This window comes from Rhodococcus sp. JCM 9793, assembly GCF_055380405.1.
Window position 1 is genome coordinate 4,953,026 of sequence record NZ_AP043721.1, and the last position, 17,301, is coordinate 4,970,326.

Here is a 17,301-nt window from a genome sequence, read left to right on the forward strand (position 1 = left end):
GGTGTAGGTCAGACGTCCGTTCGAACCCAGCACTCCGCGATGTGGTCGTCTACCATCCCGGTGGCCTGCATGAGGGCATATGCGGTGGTGGGGCCCACAAAACGGAAGCCTCGACGCTTGAGCTCACGTGCCATCTCCGTCGATTCCGCGGTCACCGCGGGGATTCTGTCCACGGAATCGAATCGGTCGGCGCGCCGCGCCGGTGCGAACGACCACAGCAACGTGTCGAGATCGGAATCGTCGAGATCGAGCACCGCTCGCGCGTTCGACACCACCGCCTCGATCTTGCGCCGGTTGCGGACGATGCCCGCATCGGCCATCAGCTCAGCGATCTTCTCGTTGCCGTAGCGAGCCACGACATCGACGTCGAAACCGTCGAACGCCGCACGGAACCTCTCGCGCTTACGCAAGATCGTCAACCACGAAAGACCCGACTGGAACGCCTCGAGGGCAAGTCGCTCGAACAATTCGTCGCGACCGTGTAGTTTTCGTCCCCACTCGGTGTCGTGGTAGACGCGGTAGAGCGTCTCCCCTGGGCGATCGATCGCCCAGGGGCAGCGCACCCGTCCGTCCTCGGTCATGGCGTGGCTCCTTTGTCGGCGTCCTGCTTCTCCTCCTCGGCCTCCGAATACTCCTCGGATCCCGCAGGCTCCCGAACCTCGGGATCGTCAGGACCGTCGTCGGTTTCCTCGACGACGCGATCCTCGGACACAGGTGCGTCGTCGCCGAGGGTCTCGGCGGATCCCTCGTACTCCTCGATCCGAAGCCTGAGTTCGTCGATCTCGCGGGCGAGCCGATCGAGCGCCCAGTCGACCTCGCCCATCTTGTATCCGCGCAGGGTCTGCTGGAAACGCAGATCTCGCACGTCCGTCCCCGTCACGTCCGCCGCGGGCAGAACCGTCGCGGTGGTTCCGGGCTGGATGGGCGCGAGCGCCTCACCACGCCCGAACACCACGCTCGCGACGAAGAACAGTGCGGCGCCGACGACGACGATGACGAGCACGTACAGCAGAATCGTCAGCATTCCTCGATCCTGACACGCCGCGCCGACATCCGAGTCAGCCGGTGATCGTCATCATCGGTGGACGGTCCTCGAGACTCACATGGGTCTCGACGGGACTGAAGGAGTCGCCGTCGACGAGGAACTGCGTCAGCGGCGCCCCCGAATCCGCGATTCCGCATCGACCCAGCATCGTTCCGACGATCTGCCTGCTCATCGCGCCGAGTTCCGACAGGGGCCGGTTCCGATGTTTACGCACCCCCAGGTTGACCTGGGCGATCGCATCGAGACCGAGCCGGTCGTACGTGTCGAGCAGAAGTCCGATCTCGACGCCGTAACCCGGCGCGAACGGAACCGACTGCAGCAGCTCCCGGGTACCCGCGTATTCACCTCCGAGGGGTTGGAGCACACACGTCAGTTCCGGCCGCAGTGCGGCGAGCAGGGGTCGCGCGACCAGTTCGGTGACCCGGCCACCGCCGGAGGCGTCCTCCGCGCCACTGACCCGCAGGGGTCGACGATAGAAACCTTTGACGAGGTGGATTCCGTCGCCGAGCAGCAGGGGGCCGAGGAGCTTCGGTACGAACGCCGGGTCGGGGTTGATGAGGTCGGAATCGACGAACGCGATCAGGTCGCCGGACGTCGCCGCGATCGACCGCCACAGAACCTCGCCCTTGCCGGGGACCGGTGGCAGACCGGGCACTGCTTCTTCGCGTGAGATCGTGCGCGCGCCGGCGGCACGCGCACGGGCCACGGTGTCGTCCGTGGAGCCCGAATCGAGCACCACCAGCTCATCGACGAGACCGCCCAGGAGCGGATGGATCGTGTCGACGACCTTCCCGACGGTCTCCTCCTCGTCGAGGGCGGGCAACACGACCGTGACTGTGCGGCCGGCCTTCGCGCGCTCGAGTTCGGCGACCGTCCACGTGGGACGGTCCCAACTGTTCGCTTCGCTCCAGATGCGTGTGGGGGCGCTCATGCCAGTCCCCTCACGGTGCGTGCAGGCCGGCGGGTCCCGACGATCGCTGCCGTCATGTCGACCACGCGACGGGTCGCTGCGACCTCGTGTACTCGGAACACCCTCGCGCCTGCTGCCGCGGACAATGCTGTCGCTGCCAATGTGCCCTCCAACCGCTCGGCGAGTTCGACACCAAGAGTCTCGCCTACGAAGTCCTTGTTGCTGAGCGCCATGAGCACAGGCCACCCGCTATTTACGAGAACGTCCACGTGCCGCAACAATTCGAGCCCGTGGTAGGTGTTCTTCCCGAAATCATGGGTCGGATCGATGAGGATCGAGTCCGTCGCGACACCTCGCCTCGCAGCGTCCTCGGCGGCTCCGACGACCTCGGCAGCAACTTCGGAAACGATGTCGGCGTACCGCACGCGGTGGGGGCGCGTTCGCGGGATCGCGCCACCGGTGTGGGAGCACACGATGCCAACTCCGAGCTGGGCTGCGACGTCGACGAGTTCGGGGTCGGCGCCCGCCCACGTGTCGTTGATCAGGTCGGCGCCCTCGGCGACCGCGCGCCGGGCCACTTCGCTGCGCCACGTGTCGACACTGATGAGCACATCCGGGTACCGCTCACGGATCGCTGCAACGAAGGGCACGACCCGCCTGATCTCCTCCGCGCTGTCGACGAGGTCGCCGGGTCCCGCCTTGACACCGCCGATGTCCACGAGATCGGCGCCCTCGGTGACGGCGCGGTCGACAGCGGCGAGAGCTGCCGCGTCGGTGAACGTGGCCCCCTGGTCGTAGAACGAGTCCGGGGTGCGGTTGACGATCGCCATCACGAGGGCCCGGTCGGTCGGGACCGGCCGGCCGCACAGCGTCGGAGACGGTCGTCCGTCCGGCGGCCGAGACGCAGGCCCGGGTGGGCGCACGTCGGACTGCGCGGGCAACTCGGGAACCTCTGCGGCGGAACCGGTCATGGCTCCCATCCTGACACGGTCAACGCCGGGGGATTTCACCCCGCGTGACTGCATCGACGTATCCGTCGTAGTGGGGGCGGTATCCCTCCGAGCGATCCGCGAGGACGAACAGGGCGTCGGAGCCGATGTCGGTGTATCCCTGCTTGCGCAGATCCACCTTGCGGCTCTTGAAGGTCGTCGTGTGCTCCAGCTCGTCGACGATCCGCACGAACAGCGGCACCGCGTAGTCCGGGAGCGCGCGGTGCAGAGCGGCGTAGAGCTCGGCACCGTCGAATTCCGCGTCCGGATGCAGAGTCACCGCGGCCATGCCCGCGCGGCCTTCGATACCGGGCACCTCGACCCCGTAGACGACCGCCTCGGCGATCGACTCGTGCGCCGAGACTGCCCCTTCGACCTGTGTGGTCGCGACATTCTCGCCCTTCCACCGGAAAGTGTCGCCGAGGCGGTCGACGAACGCCACGTGCAGGAAGCCTTGCTTGCGGACGAGATCGCCGGTGTCGAACCAGACGTCGCCGTCGTCGAACGCGTCGCGGACGAGTTTGGCCTCGGTCGCGTCGGGATCGGTGTACCCGTCGAAGGGGGCGCGGGAGGTTACCTTCGCGAGCAGCAGACCGACCTCACCTCGCCGCACGCCCCGCAGTCGCCCGTCAGCACCGCGTCGCGCCTTACCCGTGTCCGGGTCGTAGTCCACCACTGCGTGCGGCAGTGGGCAGATGCCTGCGGTGCGGGTCTGGTTGAGGGCGTTGATGAAGGCGATGTTGCATTCACTTGCGCCGTAGAACTCGGCGACACGCTCGATTCCGAAGCGTTCGGTGAACTCCGTCCAGATCTCGGGTCGCAGTCCGTTTCCCACCATCAGCCGGATGCCGTTGTCGCGGTCGTCGGGACGCTCGGGCTGGTTGAGCAGGTATCGACAGATCTCACCGATGTAGATGAACGCGGTGGCACCGTTGCGGCGGGCATCCGCCCAGAATCCCGACGCCGAGAACTTGCGGCCGAGCGCGAGGGTCGCGCCCGAGCCGAGTACCGACGAGAGGGCGACCGTCAGTGCGTTGTTGTGATAGAGCGGCAGGCAGCAGTACAGGGTGTCGTCGCGGTGCAGGCGCACGCCCAACCCTCCGAGCCCGGACATCGATTTGAGCCAGCGGAAGTGCGACATCGTGCTGGCCTTGGGCAGGCCTGTCGTTCCCGAGGTGAAGATGTAGTACGCGGTCTCTGAGGCCTTCAGGCGTTCGGTGACCGCCGGGTTCGCGGAATCGGCCTCTGCGGCGAGGGAGTCGAGTTCGTCGACGCGCAGTACCGCCCCCGCCTGCGGGGGCCCATCGAGGGACTCGATCGCCTCTTCGCACTCTTCGCCGATCACGAGGACACGGCAGTCGAGCAGTCCGAGGCTGTGGGCGAGCACCTCTTCGCGCTGGTGATTGTTGATCATGCCGGCTGCGGCACCGAGTTTGACGGCTGCGAGTGTGATGAGCAGCGCCTCCGGTCGGTTCGTCATGAGGATGCCGACGACGTCACCCACCTGGACGCCCCGCGCCGTCAGCACGGCCGCATATCGGTTGACCTGCGCATTTGCGTCGCCGTAGCTCAGCGTATCGCCGTCGAAGCGCAGGAACGGCTGATCGGGCCGACGGTCGGCGAGTTTCTGGAACACCGATCCGATCGTCTCGCGGGCCTGCGGGGTGCGGGTCATCCCGAGCGCCCCGCGCAACAGACTCGGCGCATCGGGCAGCATGGCCGGTAATTGGGCAAGCAGACCGATCGGGGAGACCGTCGAATCACGCTCGGTGGACACGGGGTTGTTCAACTTCGTTCCTCACGGCGTCGGCAGGGCAGCAGGTTCGGACGAAGGTGTAGCTCCCCCGAACTTACCGAAGAGTAGATAATCGATCGGTCGAGCGGAACCCCCTCTACGCCTGCACGTCCACGCCACACCGATCGAGCGCGTCCTCGATATCGCCGGTGACCTGCAACGCATCGAGCGCGCGCCGAGCCACGAACCCGGTGTCGACCATCGACTCGAGCCATGCGAGCAATCCGGTGTAGTGCCCGACCGGATCGAGCAGCACCATGGGCTTGTCGTGCATCCCCAAGTATCCCGCGGTCCAGGTCTCGAACAACTCCTCGAGCGTGCCGATTCCACCGGGCAGGGTGATGAACGCGTCGGCGCGGGACTCCATGATCTCCTTGCGCTGCCGCATCGTGTCGGTGACGACGAGTTCGTCCGCATCGACGTCGGCGACCTCGCGGTGCACGAGCGCCTTCGGGATGACTCCGACCGTGTGCGCACCCGCAGCGCGGACGGCCTCGGCGATCGCGCCCATCATCGACACGTTGCCCCCGCCGGAGACCAACCGCCATCCGCGGCGGCCCAGCGCCGTGCCGACCGCGGTCGCGAACTCGAGGTACGACGCGTCCACCGGACCGGACGCGCAGTAGACGCACACCGCCAGGCCGGGCTCGCTCACCACGAGGCCTCCTCACCGTAGAGCTCGTGCTCGTCCTCACCGCGGTGCGCGGCGACGATGATCTGCACCGCCTCCTCGATACTGTCGGTCACCGAGATCAGGTCGAGGTCCTCGGCCGAGATCTTGCCCTCGTGCAGCATCGTCGAGCGGATCCATTCGAGCAGCCCCGACCAGTACTCGGTGCCGAACAACACGATCGGGAATTGGGTGATCTTGTGGGTCTGCACCAGCGTGACCGCTTCGAACAACTCGTCGAGCGTTCCGAATCCACCGGGCAGGCAGACGAACGCCTGCGAGTACTTCACGAACATCGTCTTGCGCGCGAAGAAGTACCGGAAGTTCAGGCCCAGATCCACCCAGTCGTTGAGCGATTGCTCGAAGGGCAGTTCGATGCCGAGGCCGATCGAGAAACCGCCCGACTCGCTCGCCCCGCGGTTCGCGGCCTCCATCGCTCCGGGACCGCCACCGGTGATCACGGCGTAACCCGCATCGACGAGTGCAGCACCGAGGCGGCGACCGATCTCGTAGTCCGGGTGGTCCGTCGGTGTACGCGCCGATCCGAACACCGCGACGGCGCGCGGGACCTCGGCGAGCGCACCGAACCCTTCGACGAATTCGCTCTGGATCCGCAGCACCCGCCACGGGTCGGTGTGTACCCAGTCGGCGGGGCCGCGCCGGTCGAGCAGGCGCTGATCCATCATGGTGGACTCGAACGCACGGTCGCCGCGCAACTGCACGGGTCCCCGATGCACGATCTCGTCGCGATCGCGTCGACTGTCAGAGTTCGTGGGGGGTTCGTCGCCTGGCATGTCGGTCACGTTATCGGGTGAGGTACCCGCGGAGCACTGCGGTCACCTCGGTGATGTGACGCACGTCCACGTTCTCGTCCCGCTTGTGCGCGAGGTTCGGATCGCCCGGACCGTAATTGACGGCGGGGATCCCCAGGGCCGCGAACCGCGACACGTCGGTCCATCCGTATTTCGCGCGGAATCGGCCGTCGGCCGCCGCCACCAGCGCCGCCGCGGCAGGGTTCGACAGGCCGGGCAGAGCGCCCGGCGACATGTCGGTCAGTTCCATCGCGATGTCGAGGCCCGCGAAGACCTCCTTCACATGCGCGAGAGCCGCATCGGGGCTTCGATCCGGTGCGAACCGGAAATTGACGTCGACCTCCGCCGCGTCGGGCACGACATTGCCGGCCACTCCCCCACCGAGACGCACGGCGGACAGTCCTTCTCGGTACACGCAGCCGTCGATGTCGACCGACCGTGCTTCGTACCGTGACAGCCGGTCGAGCACAGGCGCAAGCTTGTGGATCGCATTGTCGCCGAGCCAGGACCTGGCCGAATGCGCTCGTACACCGCCCGTGGTGATCCTCACCCGCAGCGTCCCCTGACAGCCCGCTTCGATCAGCCCACCGGTGGGCTCGCCGAGGATCGCGACGTCGGCGTCGAGCCATTCGCGCAGATCGGTCTCGATCCGGCCGAGTCCGTTGAAGGAGGCGGCGATCTCCTCGCAGTCGTAGAACACGAGTGTCAGATCGTGTGCGGGTTCGGCCACAGTCGCCGCGAGGTGCAGGAACACCGCGTCGCCCGACTTCATGTCGGAGGTCCCGCACCCGTACATCAGGTCGCCCTCGCGATGCGACGGCACGTTGTCGGCGATCGGCACCGTGTCGAGGTGACCGGCCATCATCACCCGACTGCCGAGGCCGCGATTCGTGCGGGCCAGGACGGCGTTGCCGCTGCGAATCACCTCGAACCCGGACGTCTGTTCGCGCAGCGCCTTCTCGACGGCGTCGGCAATGACCGATTCGTCCTGCGACACACTGGGGATATCCACCAGGGCTGCGGTGAGGTCGATCGGATCGGAGTGCAGGTCAAGGTGTGGTGCGGCCATAGCCGCACAATACGGAATCATCGTTTTTCACAGGTTCGGCATCGGTTTTTCACAGGGCCTACACAGGAGCATGGGTGCCTCGCGTACGCTTCTCGACCGTGAGTGCACACGGAGCATCAGCAGTAGGTATCGCGAACATCGCGGCGGACGGCACCGTCCTCGACACCTGGTTCCCGGCCCCCACGCTGGGCGAATACACCGAAACCGGGACGACGCGGCTCGAGGGGAAAGACATCCCGTCCGACCTCGCGCTCCTCGCAGGTACCGATGAGGCGCGCGACGTCAACCAGGTCGCGGTGCGCACCACCGTCGCCGATCTATCGAAGGCTCCGGTCGACGCACACGACGTCTACCTGCGCCTCCACCTCCTCTCGCATCGCCTCGTCCAGCCGCACGGCATCAACCTCGACGGCCAGTTCGGTCTCCTCGCCAACGTGGTGTGGACCAACTACGGTCCCTGCGCGGTCGACGGTTTCGAACTCGTCCGGTCGCGCCTGCGCATCCGCGGACCCGTCACCGTCTACGGCGTCGACAAGTTCCCGCGCATGGTCGACTACGTCGTGCCGGCAGGTGTCCGCATCGCCGACGCCGACCGTGTCCGTCTCGGTGCGCACCTTGCGTCCGGTACCACTGTGATGCACGAGGGCTTCGTAAACTTCAACGCAGGCACCCTCGGTAACTCGATGGTCGAAGGCCGCATCTCCGCTGGTGTCGTCGTCGACGACGGCTCCGATGTGGGCGGCGGCGCCTCGATCATGGGCACCCTGTCGGGCGGCGGGAAGGAAGTCATCTCCATCGGCAAGCGCTGCCTTCTCGGCGCGAACGCCGGTGTCGGCATCTCGCTCGGCGACGACTGCATCGTCGAGGCCGGCCTGTACATCACCGCAGGAACCAAGGTCACCGGCCCCGACGGCACTGTCGTCAAGGCCAAGGAACTCAACGGAAAGTCCAACCTCCTGCTGCGCCGCAATTCGGTCAGTGGTGCTGTCGAAGTGGTCCCGAACAAGGGCACCGGCGTCGAACTGAACGCAGCACTCCACGCCAACGACTGAGAAGACGATCGTGAGCACAGCCGAGTCGCCCGCAACCGAACCCGAACATCTCGGAAGCGGACTCAAAGTCCGACATCTGACCATGATGGGGCTCGGCTCCGCGATCGGCGCGGGCCTGTTCCTCGGCTCCGGTGTGGGTATCGCCGCAGCGGGTCCCGCCGTCCTCGTCTCGTATGCCCTCGCCGGCATCATGATCATCTTCGTGATGCGGATGCTCGGTGAGATGGGCGCAGCGCTACCGGTGTCAGGGTCGTTCTCGCACTACGCCCGCATCGGAATCGGCCGCTGGGCCGGGTTCACGATGGGGTGGCTGTATTGGTTCATGCTCATCATGGTCCTGGGCGTCGAGATCACCGGCGCATCGGCCATTGTGCAGTCGTGGGTGCCCGGTCTACCTCAATGGGTGGTGGCGCTCGTCTTCGTCACCTTCTTCGCCGTGGTCAACCTCGCGCGGGTCGCGAATTTCGGTGAGTTCGAGTTCTGGTTCGCCGCATTGAAGGTCGCCGTCATCCTCGGCTTCCTCGTACTGGGTGTGCTGTTGGTGTTCGGTCTGCTGCCCGGTACCGATCCGGTCGGCACGACGCACCTACTCGGCGACGGCGACGGTTTCGCGCCCAATGGCATCGCAGGCATCGCAGCGGGTCTGCTCGCGGTCGCGTTCGCGTTCGGCGGCATCGAGATCGTCACGATCGCCGCTGCCGAATCGAAGGATCCGGAACGGTCGATCGCCACCGCCGTACGCTCGGTCGTCTGGCGTATCAGCCTGTTCTACCTCGGCTCCATCGCGATCATGGTGCTCGTGTTGCCGTGGACCACCGCGAGCGGCGACACCTCGCCGTTCGTGTCCGTCCTCGACATCGCCGGGATCCCCTATGTTTCCGGGTTCATGGAACTCGTCGTCGTCATCGCGCTGCTGTCGGCGTTCAACGCGAACGTGTACGGAACGTCGCGGATGGCGTACTCCCTCGCGCGCGGCGGGGACGGACCGACATGGCTCGGCAAGCTCTCGCACAACGGAGTACCTCGCAACGCGGTGCTGGTGTCGGTCTTCTTCGGCTTCGTCAGTGTGTGGCTGAACTGGCTGCTTCCCGATCAGATCCTCGGAATCCTGCTCAATGCCGTCGGCTCGGCGCTGATCGCGATCTGGCTGTTCATCGTGGTTGCGCACCTGCGGCTGCGGCGGCGGTTCGAGCAGGACGGCACGCTGAAGCTGAAGATGTGGGCGTTCCCCTATCTCAGCTGGTTCACGCTCGCGCTCCTCGTCGCGTTCATCGTCCTGATGCTCTCGGATTCCGACGCCCGGGCGCAGCTCACGGCCACCGCCGTGCTGTTCGTGATCATCACCGTGATCGGCTTCGTCTGGCGCCGTTACCATCCTGCAGATTCAGACGACGCAGCCGACCTTCCCGCATCCTGAACGGAGTACTGGGCCCAGCCGCGCGCTGGGCCCAGTCCCGACTGCGTGGGCGAGAACCTACTGTGCGGCGAGGAACTCCCGATCCGTACCCATGCCTTCGAGCCGTCGCGCGATCAACGCGGCCTGCAACTGCCGCAGACCCGAGGGCCGGGTGGGATCGAAGCCGGTCAGCTGAGAAACCCGCTTGAGACGGTAGTCGACAGTGTTGGCGTGCACGTGCAGCGTGCGCGCGGTCAGCTGTCGGCTCAGATCGTGCGAGATGTGGGTCTCGAGAGTCTCGACGAGTTCGGGTGAGTCGTCCAGCGGGTCGAGGACCCGCGCGAGATACTGCCGGGCCGGCCCGGGCCGGGTCAGCTGATATTCGAGAGCGAGGTCGTGCATCCCGTACGTCCCGACCGGGCGGCCCAGCAACCGGGCGAGGTCGAGCAGTTCGTGGGCCTGCTTCGCTGCTGCCGGAACTTCCGGCACCGACGCGTGCACCAGCGCCACGGTCACCGACACACCGGCCACCGACTCGATCCGGCGGCGCAGATCGTCGACCGCGGGCGACGTCGACGAACCTGCGAGCAGTACCGTGCCCCCTTCGGGGCCGAGCAGCGCCAGGTGCTTGCCGTCGCAGATGGCTTCCAGTTCGACCTCGACGCGGCGCAGGGTCCGGCGTGCGACGACCTCGGGGCGCACGTGCGGATTCCGCTCGTCGGGGTGCCGCGCCAGCGACACGGCGAGCACGGTGTATCCGTCGGCGAGTTCGAGCCCGGAACGACGCGCGACGGACGCGGCATCCTGGCCGCTGAGAAGTGCAGCGATGAGTTCCTGTGCGGCAACGTCGCGCTCGCGGCGGATGACCTCGAGTTCCGAGACGAATCCGGTCGTGGCGGTCACGGTGACCCGTTCGAGCAGTGCCATCCACAGCCGCGAGGCGTCGGCGACCGACAGGACGTCGCCTTCGCGAGCCCGGTCGCTGACGAGCTCCCAGCCCAGGCGAATCCCTTCGTGATAGATCCGCAGCATGTATTCGAGGCGGAATCCCGCCCGCGCCCACTGCGCTGCGCTGCTGCGCAGATCTGCGAGATCGGCGTCCGTCGGGAGTTCACCGGAGTCGAGCAGGTGGATCGCGATGCGCAGGCACCGGACGGTGACCTCGGTGACGTCGCCGCGCAGCGACTCGCCGGGACGCAGCGAGCACGGCGCGACGTTGTCGGCGAAGTGCGCGACCAGCTTGCGCGCCACCGCCGGCAGGTCGCGAAGCGGAACCGATGCGGGCTTGCCGTCGACCATGAAGGCCGGGCTCGCGCTGCCGTAGCGATCCGGACGAAGCGCTTGCTCGGTTTCGCGAACCTGATCCGTCAGAGACATACCTCGAACCCCCATCGAAGTGAGTAGACCTACTTACTCTGCAGTAGACAATCCGCCCTGGAGTGTGGCACACGCAACCCCCCGAGCCGACTGTGTGTCGACTTTCCGTCTGCACCGACACTCGGCCGGAAATTGTTCCGTCGGCGCCGCTACTGCAACAGTTTCTTCTGTACCTTTCCCATCGCGTTGCGCGGCAAGGAGTCGACCACTCGCACCTCACGCGGGCGCTTGTGGATCGAAAGCTGCTGAGCAACAAGCGTGATCAACTCTTCCTCGACCACTTCCGGACCATCGACGTGAGGAACCACGAACGCGACGATACGTTGGCCGAGATCATCGTCTTCCAGTCCCGCAACCGCAACCTCTCTTACCGACCGATGTCCGAGGAGCACGGTTTCGATCTCCCCTGCCCCCACCCGGAAGCCGCCCGTCTTGATCAGATCCGTCGACTCCCGGCCGACGATCCGGTGGAAGCCCTCGGCATCGATCACCGCGACATCACCGGTGATGAACCAGCCGTCGTCCGTCCACGATGCAGCCGTGGCCTCGGGGCGACCCAGATAGCCGTCGAACAACATCGGACCTCGCACCTGCAGCACGCCGATGCTCTCCCCGTCGTGGGGCACGTCGGCACCGCGTTCGTCCCGCAGCCGCGTCTGCACCCCGGCGACCGGTGTCCCCACCCAGCCGGGTCGACGCTCACCGTCGGCACGGGTGCTCAACGTGAGCATTGTTTCGCTCATGCCGTAGCGCTCGATCGGAGCTTGCCCCGTGAGCACGCGCAACTTCTCGAACACCGGCACCGGAAGCGGGGCACTGCCCGAGACGAGCAGTCGCGCACTGCTCAGAGCGCGCGCGGACTCTTCGTCCTCGACCACACGCGACCACACCGTCGGCACACCGAAATAGAGGGTGCCGGCAGCCTCCGCGTACGCCTGTGGCGTCGGCTTGCCCGTGTGGATGAGCCTGCTGCCCACCCGAAGTGAACCGAGCACACCGAGAATCAGGCCGTGCACGTGGAACAGCGGCAGTCCGTGCACCAGGGTGTCGCGCTCGGTCCAGTCCCATGCCCGCACGAGCGCGTCGAGACCAGCGGCGATCGCCTGGCGGCTGAGCAATACACCCTTGGGCGCTCCCGTGGTGCCGGATGTGTAGAGCACGAACGCGATCTTCGTCGGGCTCGGCTCCGGCACGTGATGCCAGTCGCGCGCGTGCAGTCGCACCGGCAACACGGGAAGTTCCGGCACCTGCGCATCCGTGGCAGCGTCACCCGCGTCGGGCGCACGCCCGAGCCAGGCCTGTGCACCCGAATCCTTCAGTATGTGAGCGAGTTCGGCCGGACCCGAGTCCGGCGGCACCGGCACCACCGTGACGCCCGCAAGCAGACAGCCGACCACCGCCACGATCGTCGTCGCGGTGGGAGTCGCTAGCACCGCGACCCGCTCGGCTCGCGACACGCGGGCGGCCACCGCGGTCGCTGCCCCGAGAATGTCGCTGCGCGACAAGGTATGGCCGTCGATCCGGACGGCATCGGACACATCGTCACCGCGGGCGACGGCAAGCGGGTTCAACGATCGCAGTAGTGCAGACACAGCTGTCACGATACTGTCGCGGTCCCCGATCGCACGTATCGCTGTGCGCACGGTCAGGAACGGAGACCACCGTGCACCTCGGGGCCGGACGCGGTGACCTGCCGAGACGGCGGGAGCACGATTCCGAGCACTGCCCCGAGGAGCATGCCGATCAGCACAGCGACACCGTGGGCATCGTCGAGGATCACCAGCAGTACCCCGACGACGAACGTGCCGGCCGATGCCACCAGCAGTGTGCGCCGCGCCCCCACCACCGGCCACAGACCCGCGAGGGACGCCGCCATCACGAACGACGCACCGGAGACTCCCGCCCCCACCGACGGCTCGACGAACGACGTGAACAACCCCCACAAGAGCTGGCCCACGACGAACAACGCGACCGCGCGCTGCCATCCCCAGACGCGTACCGCCGCGATCGTGATGATCGCGAGCATCACAAGAGTGCCGATCGTCCCGGCGACACCACCGTCCTGTGTCAGCGCCGAGGTGAATACCCGCCACCATTCACCGTCGCGGGTACGGACAGGGTCACGACGGAACACCCCGACCATCGACGGCTCGATCAACCGGATCACCGACGGCACCGCGACCACCGCCCACAAGACGGTCGCCGCGACCGGAGGCGGCCACCACCAGCCCTTCGCGGCGCGTCTGTCGTGGCCACGACGCGGGGCGGCAATCAGAGCGGTCAGAGCCACCACGACGACATAGAGCACCCACGAACGAGGGTCGTCTCCGGAGGTGCTCACGGGCGCCAATCTACCGGCGAGGTGGTCCGTTCAGTCGCCACTCAGAAGTGAATGCACGAAAAATCGCAGGTTGGAGGGCCGCTCGGCAAGACGCCTCATGAGATAGCCGTACCACTGCGACCCGTACGGTACGTAGACCCGCACCCGACGCCCGACGCCGGCCAAGCGCTGCTGCTCCCCGGCCCGAATCCCGAACAGCATCTGATGCTCGAACTCGCCGCGGCCACGTCCCACGCTCGCGGCGAGCGGGTCGACCGCCGCGACGACGGCGGGATCGTGCGAGGCGACCATCGGGTACCCGTCGCCCGCCATGAGGATCCGCAGGCACCGCAGATACGACGCATCGACCTCGGCGCGATCCCGATACGCCACCGACGCCGGCTCGTCGTAGGCGCCTTTGCACAGCCGCACCCGCGACCGCGGCGCCGTCAGTTCGCGGCAGTCCCCTTCGGTGCGGCGCAGATACGCCTGCACGACCGCTCCCACGTCGGGAAAATCGGCGCGCAGGTCGCGGACGATTGCGAGAGTGTCGTCGGTGACGGTGTGGTCTTCTGCGTCGATGCTGACCCACGCGGCTGCATCCTGCGCGGCGGCGCAGATCTCCCGGGCGTGATCGAGCGCGATCTTGCTGCCGTCCGTCCCGAGCGACAACCCCAGCGCGGTGAGCTTGACCGACACCTCGACGGCGGGCGCACCCGTGAACGTCTCGGGCGTGAGTTCGCCGAGCGTCCCGAGATCGGCAAGCAACTCACGGTATTCACCGACGACGGCGCGGGCCTGCCCGACATCGAAGGTGTTCTCGCCGAGATGGTCGATGCTCACCCCCGTGCCCGAGCCCAGCAGCTGCGCGGCGACGGTCATCGCGTCCGCGCGGGTGGTTCCGGCGACGAACCGGTCGACGATCCGGCGCGTGGGAGGTGCCCCGGTGATCAGGCGACGCACCGCGTTCGATTTCGATGCGGCGAGAATGACCGGGCGCAGCGGGTTCGACAGCGCACCGCTCTGGCCCGTACTGCTCACGACCCCGCCCCGGGATCGGGTTCCATATGCGGATAGCGGTGAGCGGTGGGCGGGACGAACGTCTCCTTGAGCGCACGCGGCGACACCCAGCGCAGCAGGTTCAACGGCGAGCCCGCCTTGTCGTCGGTGCCCGAGAGCCGACCACCGCCGAACGGCTGCTGTCCGACGACCGCGCCGGTGGGCTTGTCGTTGACGTAGAAGTTGCCCGCCGTGAATCTCAGTGCGGCGGCAGCCTGCTCGATCGCGGCGCGATCCTCCGCGACCACGGCCCCGGTCAGTGCGTACGGGGTTGCAGTGTCGATCATCTCGAGCACGTTCTCCCACGCACCGGTGACGGTGTCGTCGTAGACGTGCACAGCGAGGATCGGGCCGAAATATTCGGTGGTGAGCGCTTCGTCGCCGGGATCGTCGACGAGCAGCACCGTGGGTCGTACGAACCATCCGACCCACTGGTCGTACCCACCGCCGACGGCGAACTCCACGCAGGTGCGGTCCCGAGCGCGGTCGAGGGCACCGACGGCCTTCTCGTATGCGCGGCGATCGATCAACGCGCCACCGAAATTGGACAGGTCGGTGACGTCGCCGTAGGTGAGCGCATCGACCTCCGCGAGGAAATCCTCCCGCATCCGCGACCACACCGAACGCGGCACGAACGCGCGCGACGCCGCCGAACACTTCTGCCCCTGATACTCGAACGCGCCGCGGATCAGCGCAGTGGCCAGGACAGCGGGGTCGGCGGAAGGATGCGCGACGACGAAATCCTTTCCGCCGGTCTCCCCCACGATCCGCGGATAGGTGCGATACGCGTCGAGGTTGCCGCCGATCTCCTTCCACAGATGCCGGAACGTCGCGACGGATCCGGTGAAGTGGAGACCCGCGAAGCGGGGGTCACTCAGAACGACGTCGGACACGGCTCTGCCGTCGCCGGTGAGCAGATTGATCACCCCGGGCGGAAGCCCGGCCGCCTCGAGCACGCGCATCGTCCAGTAGGCGGCCAGGGACTGCGTGGGTGAGGGCTTCCAGACGACGGTGTTGCCCATGAGCGCGGGTACGGTGGGCAGGTTGCCGGCGATCGCCGTGAAGTTGAACGGCGTCACGGCGTACACGAATCCTTCGAGCGGACGGTGATCCATCCGGTTCCACACGCCCGGCGACGACTTCGGCTGCTCCGCGAGGAGTTCACGTGCGAAGTGCACGTTGAAACGCCAGAAGTCCACCAGCTCGCACGGTGCGTCGATCTCGGCCTGCTGCACCGATTTCGACTGACCGAGCATCGTCGCGGCGGCGATGGTCTCGCGCCACGGGCCCGACATCAGGTCGGCAGCCCGCAGAAGTATCGCGGCGCGCGCGTCGAACGGCATATCGCGCCACGCCGGTGCCGCCGCGGTGGCGGCATCGACTGCAGCTGCCGCGTCCGCCACGGTGGCGTTGCGGAGGGTGCCGAGCACCGAAGCGTGGTTGTGCGGCTGCACGATGTCGACGCGATCACCCTCGCCGTGGAGGTGGGCTCCCCCGATCACATGACTGACATCGATCGGGTCGGCGGAGAGCTCCGCGAGCTTCCCGAGCAGGCGAGTGCGCTCGGGACTGCCCGGGGCGTATCCGTGCACCGGCTCGTTCGTCGGCTCAGGAACAACTGTGACGGCGTCCATGGTGCCTCCTGGGCCCAGGGTAGCGCCGGGTTGACGATCGAGCGGGAAGTTCCGATCGATCAGGCCAGTCGCTGTGCCGCCGCCTCGATCCGCTCGTCGGTGGCCGTCAACGCGATCCGCACGTGCAACACACCGCCGGGCCCGTAGAACTCGCCCGGTGCAACGAGAATGCCGCGTTCGGCAAACCAGTCGACGGTCGCGCGGCACTCTTCACCGCGGGTTGCCCACAGGTACAGACCGGCCTCGGAATGGTCGACGGTGAACCCGGCGCCGCGCACGGCCGCGAGCAGCGTCTCACGACGCGCACGGTACCGCTCACGCTGGATGTTCTCGTGCTCGTCGTCGTTCAGTGCCGCGGTCATCGCGGCCTGGATCGGCAGCGGCACCATCATGCCGGAATGCTTGCGCACCTCGAGCAGGTCGGCGACGAGTTCGGCGTCGCCGGTGACGAATCCCGCGCGGTAACTCGCGAGGTTCGACGTCTTCGACAGCGAATGCACCGCAAGCAGATTGGTGTGGTCGCCGTCGCTCACGCTCGGATGCAGGATCGACAGGGCCTCGCCCTCCCACGTGAGCCCGAGGTAGCACTCGTCGGACACGACGATCGCGTTCCGGCTGCGTGCCCAGTCGACGACCTTGCGCAGATGATCGAGGCCGAGCACCTTGCCGGTCGGGTTCGACGGCGAGTTGACGAACACCAGCGACGCGCCTTCGGGCCCGAGCCGGGTGAGACCGTCGGCGCGGATCAACCGTGCACCCGCGAGCAGTCCGCCGACCTCGTAGGTCGGGTACGCGAGCTCAGGAATGACGACGAGATCCTCAGCGCCGATACCCAGGAGGGTCGGCAACCACGCGATCATCTCCTTGGTACCGATCGCAGGCAGGATCGACGCCTCGTCGATGCCCGTGATCCCATAACGACGCGCAAGCGCCCCGACCGCGGCGTGCCGCAACTCGGGTGTGCCGTGAGTCGTCGGGTATCCCGGCTCTTCCGCGACCGACGCCAGTGCATCCCGGATGACCGGCGCGACGGGATCCACGGGCGTCCCCACCGAGAGGTTGACGATCCCGTCCGGGTGGGCGGCGGCCTTCGCCTTTGCGTCGGTCAGTGAATCCCACGGAAAATCCGGAAGGCTCTGTGCGACCGACCGGCGTGTGCGTGTGGCCACCGGC

At 67.1% G+C, this 17,301-nt stretch carries 16 protein-coding genes; 2 read left to right on the forward strand and 14 right to left on the reverse strand.

Annotation, left to right across the window (positions count from 1 at the left end; translation table 11 throughout):
* Window positions 1-8: 8 nt before the first annotated feature.
* The 8 genes from ACZ46K_RS24875 to dapE all read right to left on the reverse strand — a co-directional run bounded on the left by ACZ46K_RS24875 (window position 9) and on the right by dapE (window position 7,290).
* A complete protein-coding gene (locus tag ACZ46K_RS24875; protein ID WP_464745325.1) occupies window positions 9-581 on the reverse strand; it encodes a DNA-3-methyladenine glycosylase I in 573 nt (190 codons plus the stop codon).
* Window positions 578-1,024, reverse strand: a complete 447-nt coding sequence (locus ACZ46K_RS24880) for a DivIVA domain-containing protein (protein WP_464745327.1) — start codon at window positions 1,022-1,024, stop codon at window positions 578-580. Before ACZ46K_RS24880 ends, ACZ46K_RS24875 begins: the two co-directional genes overlap by 4 nt.
* Before the next feature lie 34 nt (window positions 1,025-1,058).
* Complete coding sequence (locus ACZ46K_RS24885; RefSeq protein ID WP_464745329.1) at window positions 1,059-1,976, reverse strand: glucosyl-3-phosphoglycerate synthase; 918 nt, start codon at window positions 1,974-1,976, stop codon at window positions 1,059-1,061.
* On the reverse strand, window positions 1,973-2,926 hold the full coding sequence (gene folP / locus ACZ46K_RS24890) for a dihydropteroate synthase (RefSeq protein ID WP_464745331.1): 954 nt from the start codon (window positions 2,924-2,926) through the stop codon (window positions 1,973-1,975). Before folP ends, ACZ46K_RS24885 begins: the two co-directional genes overlap by 4 nt.
* A 19-nt stretch (window positions 2,927-2,945) precedes the next feature.
* On the reverse strand, window positions 2,946-4,721 hold the full coding sequence (locus tag ACZ46K_RS24895) for a long-chain-acyl-CoA synthetase (RefSeq protein WP_464749460.1): 1,776 nt from the start codon (window positions 4,719-4,721) through the stop codon (window positions 2,946-2,948).
* 115 nt (window positions 4,722-4,836) lie between these two features.
* Complete coding sequence (locus ACZ46K_RS24900; RefSeq protein WP_464745333.1) at window positions 4,837-5,397, reverse strand: LOG family protein; 561 nt, start codon at window positions 5,395-5,397, stop codon at window positions 4,837-4,839.
* Window positions 5,391-6,203, reverse strand: a complete 813-nt coding sequence (locus tag ACZ46K_RS24905) for a TIGR00730 family Rossman fold protein (RefSeq protein ID WP_054807693.1) — start codon at window positions 6,201-6,203, stop codon at window positions 5,391-5,393. Before ACZ46K_RS24905 ends, ACZ46K_RS24900 begins: the two co-directional genes overlap by 7 nt.
* Window positions 6,204-6,213: 10 nt before the next feature.
* Window positions 6,214-7,290, reverse strand: a complete 1,077-nt coding sequence (gene dapE / locus ACZ46K_RS24910) for a succinyl-diaminopimelate desuccinylase (RefSeq protein WP_464745335.1) — start codon at window positions 7,288-7,290, stop codon at window positions 6,214-6,216.
* 98 nt (window positions 7,291-7,388) lie between these two features.
* Here dapE and dapD point away from each other — a divergent pair, with 98 nt between their 5' ends.
* Both dapD and ACZ46K_RS24920 read left to right on the forward strand, forming a co-directional pair.
* A complete protein-coding gene (dapD, locus tag ACZ46K_RS24915; protein WP_054810781.1) occupies window positions 7,389-8,342 on the forward strand; it encodes a 2,3,4,5-tetrahydropyridine-2,6-dicarboxylate N-succinyltransferase in 954 nt (317 codons plus the stop codon).
* A gap of 85 nt (window positions 8,343-8,427) precedes the next feature.
* Window positions 8,428-9,759, forward strand: coding sequence for an amino acid permease (locus ACZ46K_RS24920; protein ID WP_464749461.1), 1,332 nt, complete (start codon window positions 8,428-8,430; stop codon window positions 9,757-9,759).
* Between the two features lie 57 nt (window positions 9,760-9,816).
* On the opposite strand, the gene ACZ46K_RS24925 is transcribed toward ACZ46K_RS24920, so the two are convergent.
* From ACZ46K_RS24925 to dapC, 6 genes are all read right to left on the reverse strand, one after another.
* Window positions 9,817-11,037, reverse strand: coding sequence for a PucR family transcriptional regulator (locus ACZ46K_RS24925; protein WP_464749462.1), 1,221 nt, complete (start codon window positions 11,035-11,037; stop codon window positions 9,817-9,819).
* A 227-nt stretch (window positions 11,038-11,264) separates the two neighbouring features.
* The gene (locus tag ACZ46K_RS24930; RefSeq protein ID WP_464745338.1) at window positions 11,265-12,707 is read right to left on the reverse strand and encodes an acyl-CoA synthetase; all 1,443 of its coding nucleotides are present in this window, start codon (window positions 12,705-12,707) and stop codon (window positions 11,265-11,267) included.
* Between the two features lie 53 nt (window positions 12,708-12,760).
* Window positions 12,761-13,456, reverse strand: a complete 696-nt coding sequence (locus ACZ46K_RS24935; protein ID WP_464745340.1) for a rhomboid family intramembrane serine protease — start codon at window positions 13,454-13,456, stop codon at window positions 12,761-12,763.
* 30 nt (window positions 13,457-13,486) lie between these two features.
* A complete protein-coding gene (locus tag ACZ46K_RS24940) occupies window positions 13,487-14,476 on the reverse strand; it encodes a proline dehydrogenase family protein (RefSeq protein WP_464745342.1) in 990 nt (329 codons plus the stop codon).
* Window positions 14,473-16,128, reverse strand: coding sequence for an L-glutamate gamma-semialdehyde dehydrogenase (gene pruA, locus ACZ46K_RS24945; RefSeq protein WP_464745344.1), 1,656 nt, complete (start codon window positions 16,126-16,128; stop codon window positions 14,473-14,475). The genes ACZ46K_RS24940 and pruA overlap by 4 nt, the downstream gene beginning before the upstream one ends.
* Before the next feature lie 59 nt (window positions 16,129-16,187).
* The gene (gene dapC / locus ACZ46K_RS24950) at window positions 16,188-17,297 is read right to left on the reverse strand and encodes a succinyldiaminopimelate transaminase (RefSeq protein WP_464745346.1); all 1,110 of its coding nucleotides are present in this window, start codon (window positions 17,295-17,297) and stop codon (window positions 16,188-16,190) included.
* Window positions 17,298-17,301: the final 4 nt, after the last annotated feature.